Genomic DNA, 10,561 nt, shown 5'->3' on the forward strand with positions numbered 1-10,561 from the left:
GAGGGCCGGCGTTGCGAAAGTCTTAGCGCCTGCCGCGACGATCAAATCCGTCACTTCTACAATTGACGTCCCGTGCGTCACGCTTGAGGGGTCTGAAGATGTTAGCGGAACGGCGGCGAGCGGCCTGTCGATTTGGTGAGCCGTGACGCGTGAGCGGCCGGGCATTCCGGTTTGTGAGCCGTGACGCGTGAGCGGCCGGGCATTCCGGTTTGTGAGCCGTGACGCGTGAGCGGCCGGGCATTCCGGTTTGTGAGCCGTGACGCGTGAGCGGCCGGGCATTCCGGCGCCCGCCCGAGGCCTGACGGCCGGCGGCTCACCATTGACTCAACAGATCCCGATTAAATCGACAGCCCGCGAGCCGTCCGGTTTCGGCGTTGCCTTTGGGGATACGGGACACGAAAGGAGTCCAGCGATCGCCGAGTACCGCTCGACGCAATGGCACGCGTCCGCAACCTCTCGCCCCGCGACAGGCGGTTGCCGGCAGACTACGATCAACGACTTATCGCCCCGCCGTGGCGAATCGCGGCGTTCAAGACGGCCAAACCGAGCCCCGAGGGCGGTACTGACAATTCGCCACCGATTCGCGAGATTTGAGCGATCACCAACCTTTTCTCGCAACGTTTGAAATCTGATGAATGACGTCCCACTCGACCCCGAAAAACGACCCGCATCGGCTGAGGAATCGGCGGCCCGGCCGATGATGCGGCTGGACGACGTGCTCAAACGGGCCGGCTGCGTGGGGACCGGCGGACAGGCGAAAATCTGGATCCAAGACGGTCAGGTCACCGTGAACGGGGAAATCGAAACACGACGACGCAAACAGCTGTTTTTGGGCGATGTGGTCGAAACCATGGGGCAAAGCATCACGCTGGACGAGACGTTTTTCGATTGTTAGCTGAAAAGTTCGGTGAAACCGGCAGTTTCACTGTTGACGGTCGCCGATCCGTCGCTGGATACTGCGCAACGCTGAGAAAGCTGGCGGCGGCGAATTTTCCGCCCTTCTCGGTGTAGTACACTTCGGTGACCTACTGTTGAGAACCCGTTTTCCCTGGACGTTTCAGGGTTTCGTGGTTCAACCCCAAGACCGGCACTTCGGCGGATTCAACGCCGATCCGGTCTCGAGGCCATTTCCATTTGATGTCCGGAATGCCCACCGGCAGGAGCAGAAACTTTTAGTGGCGTTGGCACGACGAAACCCCCAACCAGAAAATCGCGACACCGTTCGCATCAATTCCAGTATCCGAATCACTCCGATTCGAGTTGTCAGCGAAACTGGCGAACAGCTCGGAGTGATTTCGACCGAAGACGCCCTAGAGCGTGCACGCGATGTCGGACTGGATCTGGTTGAAGTCGCTCCCAATGAGCGACCCCCGGTTTGCCGAATCATGGATTACGGCAAATACAAATACGACAAGAACAAAAAAACGAACCGCAATCAAAGTCACACCAAGACGAAAGAAATTCGCTTGCGACCGAAAACCGGCGACGAAGACATTCGAACGAAAATTCGACGCGCCGAAAAGTTCTTGAAGCACAAGGACAAGGTTCAAGTCAGTGTGCTGTTCCGTGGACGTGAGATGGCTCACATCGAGGAAGGCCGCAAGGTGATGGAGCAGGTCATCGAATTGCTCGACGAAGTCGGCAAGGTCGAAACCTCGCCCCAGCAACACGGTCGTCGGATGATCTGTATGATCGCGCCGCGTTAACCAACGGGCCACTCGTCACCGTCGCTGCGACGCTCGCCACCGGCGAGCGTTCCACAGCTACTTTGGCTCTCAAGGTGTTAGCGGAACGGCGCGAGCCGTCCGGTCGCGTTTCAAAAACACCGTGAAACACCGGAGGGCTCGCGCCCTACCGCTAACAAAAACACTCGCTTGGACGTCAAAGTAAGTGGCACTGGTCGAGCGCCCGTATGGTCGTCGCGGTAGGGCATCCTCGCCCAATTGCCGATGACGTCCTCATCCGGAAAATAAAACCGCCATGTCCGCTGTCACCGTCGATGCCGTTTGCCAAACGCTCTCCCAATGGGCGCCGCTGGAATTGGCGGAGTCCTGGGACAACGTTGGCCTGCTGATCGGAGATCGCCATCGCGAGATCGGCAAGGTCATGACCTGTCTGACCGTGACGCCCGGCGTGGTCACCGAAGCGATCGAGCAGCAAGCCGACTTGATCGTCACCCATCACCCGATCCCCTTTCGCCCACTGCCACGCATCACCTGTGATTCGATCACCGGCGAACTCCTGTGGCGACTGATCGGCGCCAAGATCGCCGTCTACAGCGCTCACACCGCCTTTGATTCCGCCACCGAAGGGATCAACCAGCGCTGGGCAGAATCGCTGGGTTTGGCATCGATCCAACCGATCAACGATCCCACGGCCGAGAACCTGCTGGGCAGCGGACGGCACGGGACGCTGCCGACCGAAACACCGACGCGCGAGGTGATTCGGCGGTGCGCCGAATGGGTTGATTGCAGGCAAGCTCCCCGCGGTGTCGGGCCACTCGATCGCCCGATCACGAGAGTCGGTTTCGCTTGCGGCAGTGGAGGCTCGTTCGTCGCCCGAGCGGCCCGCTGCGGTTGTCAACTGTTGATCACCGGCGAAGCCAGCTTTCACGATTGCCTGGAAGCCGAGTCGCGAGGCATGGCATTGGGGCTGTTGGGGCACTATCACAGCGAACGCTTTGCGATGGAGCAGTTGGCCGAACGACTCGCCGAGGCTTTCCCGGCGTTGACCCTGTGGCCCAGCGCCGCCGAATCCGACCCGATCGAGACAGTTTAACGAGTGGATTCAGCGCGGCATTTTGCGGCGCTGTGATCGCTTCGACGACCCCGACGGGGTCAAGGCCAGTAGCCGGAGGTGAGCGCAGCGACACCTCCGGACATCCGGTCATAAGCGGGACGCGACCCCGAAGGGTAACGCTGTGAAGCATTTTTTAGCGGTAGACCGCGAGCCCTCCGGTGTTTGGGCAAAGAAGCGGAACCGGAGGGCTCGCGCCCTGCCGCTAACACCTTAAGAACCACAGGGAAAAATGCTTCACAGCGTTGCCCGAAGGGTGTCGAAGCAAATCTTGCCAGAGCCCTCGGACCCGGTCGGCCGCCCCGAGTGGAAAAGCATCCCGATCAATTCGTTCGGAAAGGCGGTCTGCGGCGCAGCCGCCAGATCGGCTCCCCGGAGGTGGCGCTGGGCTGACCTCCGGCGACTCGCTGAAATCCCTTCGGGATACTCGGATCGCGATCGCTCTCCTTGGATGACAAACGCCGGGATTGCCTCGCCTGAATGATATCCAAGGCAAGTGTTAGCGAGCGGCGCGCGAATGAATCCACTGCCCCGGCCGCCGCAATGTTGGGCCATGGCGGTCCAGACTGCCAAAATGTCATTGCCAGCTGCCGGCATGGCGTTTGCGGCGTGGTGTGCGAGACGTCGGATTCATGAGAGACTATGAGAGAATGATGGTGAGTGAGTTTTCTCCACGACGCTGATTCCCGTGTTCGGTTGTAAGACCCGGTCGCTGGAACGAGTATCCCTTTAGGGAGCCGCCAACCTTGCAGCCCGCCGAACGCCGGTCACACCAAGAAGTTCACCGACCTAGATGATGGAGTCGAAATGACGAGACGAGAGAAATGGCTTGCCGCCCTGCCGGTGTACAACGAAGTCGACTACGTGAGCGAGATTTTGGACCAGGTCGTTCAATATGCGTCCAACGTGCTCGTCGTCGATGACGGCTCGACCGACGGGACCGACAAACTGCTCAGCCAGCGTGGCGACGTGACTGTGATTCGTCATGAGCAGAATCGTGGCTATGGTGCGGCGCTGCAAACCGCCTTCGACTACACCCTGGCAAACGGCTTCGACGGAGTCGTCACACTCGACTGCGACGGCCAGCACCAGCCGAAACGGATTCCCGCCTTCATCGACATGGCCCGTTCGGCCGACATCGTTTCGGGCAGCCGCTATCTGCATCATTTCGAGGGTGACGACGCTCCACCGGAGGAGCGGATGTTCATCAACCGCCGCATCACGGCCGACCTCAATCGGCGACTCGGGTTGCAACTGACCGACGCGTTTTGCGGATTCAAAGCCTATCGCAGCGAAGCGCTGCGGCATTTTTCCATCACCGATACCGGCTACGCCATGCCGCTGCAGTTGTGGGTCCAGGCGGCCGAATCCGGATTGCGGATCGCCGAGATGGCGGTGCCGTTGATCTATCTGGATCTGGAGCGATCGTTCGGCGGTGCGCTCGATCACGCAGAGACTCGTTTGAAACACTACAATCAGGTGATCGACGACGAGATCGCGCGGTTGTGTGCCAGCGGGCGTCATGTCATCCACGCGGCCAGCGGAGATTTGGTCTGCGTACACGAGGCCGGTTAGACGTGGAATCCGATTCGAATTTCGAGGCCTTCCACGCGCCGCGCGGTCACTGCGAAAGCTTGATCCATCCGCCGATCGATGATGCCGCGGCGATGATGGCCGAGAACCAGTCTCGGGCCGCCGCGTCTCCGATCGAAATCTCATCGCTACGCGAATCGGCACGTCAACAATTGCTGCGCGATGCCCGCCGCTACACCTCGGCCTATCGCGACATCGATTTCGCCGGCTCTGCCGATCAAACGATCGTGATGGCTGGACACCAGCCGACGTTGTTCCACCCGGGCGTCTGGTTCAAGAACTTCGCGCTCGATCGGGTCGGCAAAACCTCCGGCTCAGTCGCCGTCAATCTGGTCGTCGATAGCGACGTCGCAGGGCCAAGCAGTGTGCGAGTTCCGCACCTCAACGACGACGGGTGCACGGTCGGATTCAAAGCCGTCGCGTTCGATCGTCGTGGCGGCGGCGTTCCCTATGAACAATCGCTGGTCGAGGATCGCGAGCTGTTTGACGTGTTTGATCGCAACGTGGCCGAGGCGGTCACCGGAATCGTCGAAAACCCGCTGATCCCCACGCTGTGGCAGCACTCTCGCGACGCGATCAACCGCTGCGGTTATGCCGGATGCGCGCTGGCCCAGGGCCGCCATCGGCTGGAAGCTGAGCTGGGATTGCACACCCTGGAGATTCCACAAAGCGTCGTCTGTCGCGGCGACGCGTTTGCCTCGTTTGCGATGCAGATTCTCAGCGACTTGCCCCGATTCCACGACTGCTACAACGCAGCGACGGAGTTCTACCGGGCCGCCCATGGCATTCGCAGCAAGGCCCACCCGGTGCCCAATCTGGGACGCGACGGTGAATGGCTGGAAGCCCCGTTCTGGGTCTACGGCAACCAATCGCCGAAACGACGTAGCGTCTGGGTGCGTGTTTCCGCCGCCGGCTCGGTGATGGAGATCAGCGACCGGGACAAGCGACATCGTAAAATTGACGCCGCCAATCAGTCTGCGGCCGCGGACGCGTTTTTGGCCCTGGCGAGTCCCGAATTTAAGATTCGCAGCCGGGCGTTGATCACGACGATGTATGCACGATTGGTGCTCAGCGATCTGTTCCTGCACGGCATCGGCGGCGGTAAGTACGATCAGCTCGGTGACTTGATCAGTCGGGCGTTCTGGGACGTGGATCCGCCGCGTTTTATGGTGATGTCGTCAACGGTGCTGCTGCCGGGACATCAACGTCATCCCCTTGCCGACGTCGACGCGGAGATACGCAAACGGAATCGACGGCTCCGTGATTTAGACTTCCAGCCGGAACGTTACGCCGGCAGCGGCGGGATCGATCCGCAATGGATCGCCGCCAAAGAGGAACTGCTGGCCGCGATTCCCGCCAAGGGGCAGCGGCGTCACTGGCACGAGCAGATCACGGCGCTGAATCAGAAGATGGCGTCGCGGCTCGAACGCTTGCGCAAGACATTGGAAGCGGAGAAGGCCGAATTGCAACAGCGCCGACGCGAGGCGGCGATTTGGAACAGCCGCGAACATTCGTTCTGCATCTACCCGCTGGACTATCTGACGGAAGCCTACAAGCAGATGCTTGTACCGTAGGGCATGCTGTGCATGCCGACGGCCGCCAACCGTAGGGCATGCTGTGCATGCCAGCGGCCGCCAACCGTAGGGCATGCTGTGCATGCCAGCGGCCGCCAACCGTAGGGCATGCTGTGCATGCCGATGGCCGTAACTGTAGGGCATGCTGTGCATGCCGACGGCCGTAACCGTAGGGCATGCTGTGCATGCCGATCGTCACGCACAGCGTGACCTACTGCTTGACCTTCACGCCGCAGGCCTGGAGGGCTTCGATGGCGGCGACTTTCTCTTTTTCGGGAATTTCGTTGCCGCCCAGGAACAATCGCAGATACGGCGCGAAGCGGTTCTCACCAGCCTTATCCGCTTCACAGGCCTGGACCAACGGCGAGAGGTCTTTGATCGGATTGTTGTTCAGCTGCAGGATATTGAGCGCCGGCAACTGGGCGACTGGCTTTAGGTCGTCAATGTAGTTGTTGCGTAAATCGAGTGAAGTGATCCACTTCAACCCGGCGACCGGCTCCACCGTTTTCAACTCGTTGCCGGACACATCGAGCGACCAGATCTTCGAAAGCGGCGCGATCGGATCCAACGACTCGACTCGATTCTCGGCCAGATACAGCGTCCGCAAATTGGACATTTTGCCCAGCGGGCTCAAGTCCTGGATCTCGTTCCGCGAGACATCCAAGTACTGCATCCCGGTCAGTTCCTTGATCGGATCGAGCGTCTTGATGCGGTTGCCGGCCAAGGTGACCGACTGCAGGCGTTTCAGATTGGCGATCGGGGTGAGATCCGAGATCTGGTTGTCCGCCAAGTCGATCAACATCAAGGCGTGGCAATGTTCCAGCCCCGACAGATCTTTGATCTGCTTGCCGACGCCGACGACGCGTGAGATGTTGGCGACGTCTTCCTTGGTGATCGGTTCGTCGTTGAACCGTTTGGCGAACACCTCGGCCCGCACCGCCTCTTCGAGCGCCTTGTCCTTGAAGGCGGACGCGACGGGCTTGGGAGCCTCTTTCTTCGCCTCAGGTTTCTTCTCGGCAGGCTTCTTCGCCTCAGGTTTCTTCTCGGCAGGCTTCTTGTCCTCAGGTTTCTTTTCCTCAGGTTTCTTGTCCTCAGGCTTCTTGTCCTCAGGCTTCTTGTCCTCAGGCTTCTTGTCCTCAGGCTTCTTTTCTGCGGGTTTTTCAGCCGGCTTCGCGTCTTCAGGCTTGGCCTCGGCCTGTTTTTCGGCTTCCGCGTCCTGTTTTTCGGCCTCGACTTTTTCCGCCTTCACGGCCTCCGGCTTGTCATCGGAGACGGCGGGGCGGACCGAAACGGCTAGAAACGCGGCGAACAGAACTGGTACAAGGAGACGTGAAGGGGCGACGAATTGTTGCATGGCAGACATCGGACGCACGTAGAATGGAATCGGGAGGGGGTAAGGTAGGAAGCCGCCATTCTAATTGGTTTGCCAAGCTTTGGTGAGTGCGGACGAAAAACGAATCACTCCCGCTTCCCGATTATTGTTATTTCACCACGGAAACCGGCAATTTGAAACGGACGAACAAACGAATCGTCGGCTTGGGATTCTGGCTGATCACGCTGGTTTCGACAGGCGTCGCCGCGTCGCGCTGGATGCAGACGACCGAGCAGGGCGACCGATCGCAACAGACGCTGGAGTCGATCGCACGCTACGTCGCACGGCAGGAGACGCAGATCGTGGCCATCGACCCGACCGGGCGACTCCAGCCGGGAGATCCGGTTTTCTTGGCCGGCGAGCAGGGTGACTTTCATCAGGTCGGTCGCGTTGCGTCGATCATCACCCCCGACAGCGAGCGGCCCGATGACCTGGCCGCAGAACCTCTCACGAGAGGTCGCCGCGTTTCGATCACGTGGTACAGCTGGGACGTCTCGGCCGACCAATGCCAGCTCTTCCAGCACCACAGCACGGGACGGTTGAGCGAGGTGGTGGAAACGCTCTTCCCCCCGGCGAAGCAGAAAGTCATTCGCGACCAGTTGTCCGCCGCGATGGCTCGTCACGGGGAGGATCTGTCGCAAGCCTTTGTTCCGCTGGTCGAAGACAGCTTTCGAAAATCGCTGCCGGTGATCGAAGAAGAGTTTCGGCGGGCCGTCACCCGGCACCGCGGTGAACTGGATGCGGCCGCCCATCGCTGGCACGACGAATTGGTCCAAGAACGGTTGATCCCGATGGCCCGCCGCGAGATCTTGCCGATCGTCAAGAAGCACGGCCAACCGCCGGCCGAAGAAATCGGTCGCGAGATGTGGGACCGCGCCTCCCTGTTCCGATTCGGATGGCGGGCGATCTACGACAAGACGCCGTTGCCGCAGAAAGACTTGGTACGCGAAGAATGGCAGCGGTTTGTCGAAGAGGAAGCGGTTCCGGTGTTGGAAAAACACATGGACGATGTCGTCGTCGCGATCCAGCGCAGCGTCCGCGACATTTCGGCCAGCCCGGCGATCCGCAACGAACTGGCCGGCGTCGCCGAGGAGATCGCGGAAGATCCCCAGAGCCGTCGATTGGTCCAAACGATCTTAAAAGAAACCTTTGTCGAAAACGAACGCCTGCGGGAGGTCTGGCGTGACGTTTGGAGCAGCCCCGAGGCAGCAGCGGCCTTTGACATCGCCGGCGAGCGTTTGGAACCGGTGATCCGCCAGATCGGTGACGAGATTTTTGGTTCCGAACAAGACGGCATCAATCCCGATTTCGCCCGCGTGCTCCGCAGCCAGATCTTGCGCAAGGACCGCCGCTGGATCGTCGCCTGGCACACCGGCGCCGGCAACGGCACGATCGAAGTCGCCCGGACCCCGATGCCCTACCCGATCGTTTACCTGGCGGCAGAACGGTAGTGCTGTGGCGACTTGTAAACGGAGTTCACTCACCAGGGCATGACCTGAATCCACGACCCAAAGATTGAGCCGATGCCCTCTGAACCCAAATCGACCGCCGACGCTGCGCTGGAAGACATGCCGGTCAGTCCGCTGTGCTTGCAGGACTTGTGCGTCGTCGCGGGCGACCGTTGTTTGCTGGAGCATGTCGAGGCCAGATTTCCCGAAGCCAAGATCACGGTCGTCGTCGGCGGCAGCGGCGCGGGAAAAAGTGTTTTGTTGCGGATCTTGGCGGGCCTGTTGCCCCAACAGGGTGAATCGATCCGCTGGTCCGGAACGATCGGACGCAGCGAAACCGAATCGGAACGTCCCCGAGTCGGGATCGTGTTTCAACAGTTCGCGCTCTTTGATGAGTTGTCCGCCACCGCGAACGTCCAATTCGCGATCGACCATCGCCCCAAACGCGTCGCCGGCAATCCGAAGAGCGAACCGGTCTCGTGGAACGCCCGGCAGTGGCTGGAACATTTGGGGGTGCCGCTGAAGACGTCGGTGGCCGACCTGAGCGGCGGCCAGAAACAGCGTTTGGCGATCGCCCGAACACTTGCCGCTTCCCCCGACGTCCTGCTGTATGACGAACCGACCAGCGGGCTCGATTCGGCCAGCGGACGATTGGTCGCGGAATTGATTCGCGAAACCCAATCGACGTATCACCGAACCAGCATCGTGGTGACGCACGACTACGAGACCTTGTTGCCGATCGCTGACAAGGTGTTATTGCTCGATCCACAGCAAAAGGACTTGATCGAAATCGGCCGTGATCAATGGGGCGAGATCCCCGAACGCATGGTCCCGGTTTCCACCTTGGAGGCCGATGCGACGTCCGGCCCGGCGCAACGCAAATCGATAATCGGACGTGTCCTCAATCCCGTCTTGGAAACGACCGGTGGCGCCGTGTCGGCCGCGTTTTGGTTGCCGCTGGATTTGCTGCCGATCGTCCCACGCGTTCGCTGGGCCATCCGATTCACGCTGCACTACTTGCGGTTGGTCGCCGGCCCCTCGGCCTGGATTTATCTGATCATCGCCGGGCTGATCGTCGGTTTCACCTCCACCTACTTCACCTTTCGGTTCCTGCCCTTTCGGCTGTACACCCAGCCGTTGTTGATCGATGAGCTGTTGGCATCGATCGGATTCGCGCTGTACCGAGTGTTGGTACCGATCTTGGCAACCATCTTGGTCGCGGCACGCTGCGGTGCGGCGGTTTCGGCGGACGTCGGCGTCAAACAGTACGGCGGTCAAGTCGATGCGATGCGAACACTGGGCGTTGCCCCGCGGGCGTATTTGTTGCTGCCGATCGTGATTGCGTTTGTGATCGGCACTCCAATGCTGGAGTCGCTCGCGTTTTACGCCGCCCGCTTCATCAGCATGGTCGCGTTCACGGCATCGTATCCCGACGTCGGCCCTTATTTCTGGGAACAACACTTCGGACGCAACCTGGCCGGCGAATCCCCCTGGCTGCACATTGGCTGGAAGTGGGTGCTGCTGAAGAACGTCATCTGCGGTTTGGGGACCGCGACGATCGCCTACTACCAGGGACTGGCGCCGAAGCGTTCGGCGAGCGACGTCAGCCGATCGATCACCTCGACCGTGCTGTGGACGACGCTGTTCGTGCTGACCGTTCACTTTGCCGTCGCGCTGATGGAGTTTTGATCGAGCTGATCGAGCAGGTGATGGTGATTCGGTGCAGTGTTGAAGTACGCGTCCTACCCCGGACGGGGTCAAAGCCCAATACCGCTAAG

9 protein-coding genes are annotated in these 10,561 nt (G+C 60.4%); 8 read left to right on the forward strand and 1 reads right to left on the reverse strand.

Annotated features, from left to right (window positions below):
* Positions 1 to 435 precede the first annotated feature (435 nt).
* The 6 genes from NZK35_RS20045 (at position 436) to NZK35_RS20070 (ending at position 5,963) form a co-directional block, all read left to right on the forward strand.
* Positions 436 to 594: a hypothetical protein gene (locus tag NZK35_RS20045; protein ID WP_259634303.1), complete on the forward strand. Its 159-nt coding sequence runs from the start codon at positions 436 to 438 to the stop codon at positions 592 to 594.
* Between the two features lie 37 nt (positions 595 to 631).
* Positions 632 to 895 (forward strand): RNA-binding S4 domain-containing protein, encoded by a 264-nt coding sequence (locus tag NZK35_RS20050; RefSeq protein WP_259634304.1) that lies wholly within the window; start codon positions 632 to 634, stop codon positions 893 to 895.
* A 280-nt stretch (positions 896 to 1,175) separates the two neighbouring features.
* Positions 1,176 to 1,706, forward strand: a complete 531-nt coding sequence (gene infC, locus NZK35_RS20055) for a translation initiation factor IF-3 (protein ID WP_259634312.1) — start codon at positions 1,176 to 1,178, stop codon at positions 1,704 to 1,706.
* A 274-nt stretch (positions 1,707 to 1,980) separates the two neighbouring features.
* Positions 1,981 to 2,778: a Nif3-like dinuclear metal center hexameric protein gene (locus NZK35_RS20060; RefSeq protein ID WP_259634305.1), complete on the forward strand. Its 798-nt coding sequence runs from the start codon at positions 1,981 to 1,983 to the stop codon at positions 2,776 to 2,778.
* Positions 2,779 to 3,603: 825 nt separating this feature from the next.
* Positions 3,604 to 4,371, forward strand: a complete 768-nt coding sequence (locus NZK35_RS20065) for a glycosyltransferase family 2 protein (protein ID WP_259634306.1) — start codon at positions 3,604 to 3,606, stop codon at positions 4,369 to 4,371.
* A 2-nt stretch (positions 4,372 to 4,373) separates the two neighbouring features.
* A complete protein-coding gene (locus tag NZK35_RS20070; protein ID WP_259634307.1) occupies positions 4,374 to 5,963 on the forward strand; it encodes a hypothetical protein in 1,590 nt (529 codons plus the stop codon).
* Positions 5,964 to 6,174: 211 nt separating this feature from the next.
* Here NZK35_RS20070 and NZK35_RS20075 read toward each other — a convergent pair whose 3' ends face one another.
* The gene (locus NZK35_RS20075; protein WP_259634308.1) at positions 6,175 to 7,326 is read right to left on the reverse strand and encodes a leucine-rich repeat domain-containing protein; all 1,152 of its coding nucleotides are present in this window, start codon (positions 7,324 to 7,326) and stop codon (positions 6,175 to 6,177) included.
* 77 nt (positions 7,327 to 7,403) lie between these two features.
* Between NZK35_RS20075 and NZK35_RS20080 the strand changes: the two genes are divergently transcribed.
* Positions 7,404 to 8,786, forward strand: coding sequence for a hypothetical protein (locus NZK35_RS20080; protein WP_259634309.1), 1,383 nt, complete (start codon positions 7,404 to 7,406; stop codon positions 8,784 to 8,786).
* A 72-nt stretch (positions 8,787 to 8,858) separates the two neighbouring features.
* Positions 8,859 to 10,472, forward strand: coding sequence for an ABC transporter permease (locus tag NZK35_RS20085; RefSeq protein WP_259634310.1), 1,614 nt, complete (start codon positions 8,859 to 8,861; stop codon positions 10,470 to 10,472).
* The last annotated feature ends 89 nt before the right edge of the window (positions 10,473 to 10,561 follow it).

It is taken from the genome of Stieleria sedimenti (assembly GCF_025060895.1).
Lineage (GTDB): Bacteria > Planctomycetota > Planctomycetia > Pirellulales > Pirellulaceae > Stieleria > Stieleria sedimenti.

What these genes read in the sequence shown, in the direction of transcription:
- NZK35_RS20065 (WP_259634306.1), top strand. Translation starts at nt 3,604, where the DNA reads ATGACGAGACGAGAGAAATGGCTTGCCGCCCTGCCGGTGTACAACGAA.
- NZK35_RS20050 (WP_259634304.1), top strand. Translation starts at nt 632, where the DNA reads ATGAATGACGTCCCACTCGACCCCGAAAAACGACCCGCATCGGCTGAG.
- NZK35_RS20060 (WP_259634305.1), top strand. Translation starts at nt 1,981, where the DNA reads ATGTCCGCTGTCACCGTCGATGCCGTTTGCCAAACGCTCTCCCAATGG.
- NZK35_RS20085 (WP_259634310.1), top strand. Translation starts at nt 8,859, where the DNA reads ATGCCCTCTGAACCCAAATCGACCGCCGACGCTGCGCTGGAAGACATG.
- NZK35_RS20045 (WP_259634303.1), top strand. Translation starts at nt 436, where the DNA reads ATGGCACGCGTCCGCAACCTCTCGCCCCGCGACAGGCGGTTGCCGGCA.
- NZK35_RS20075 (WP_259634308.1), bottom strand. Translation starts at nt 7,326, where the DNA reads ATGTCTGCCATGCAACAATTCGTCGCCCCTTCACGTCTCCTTGTACCA.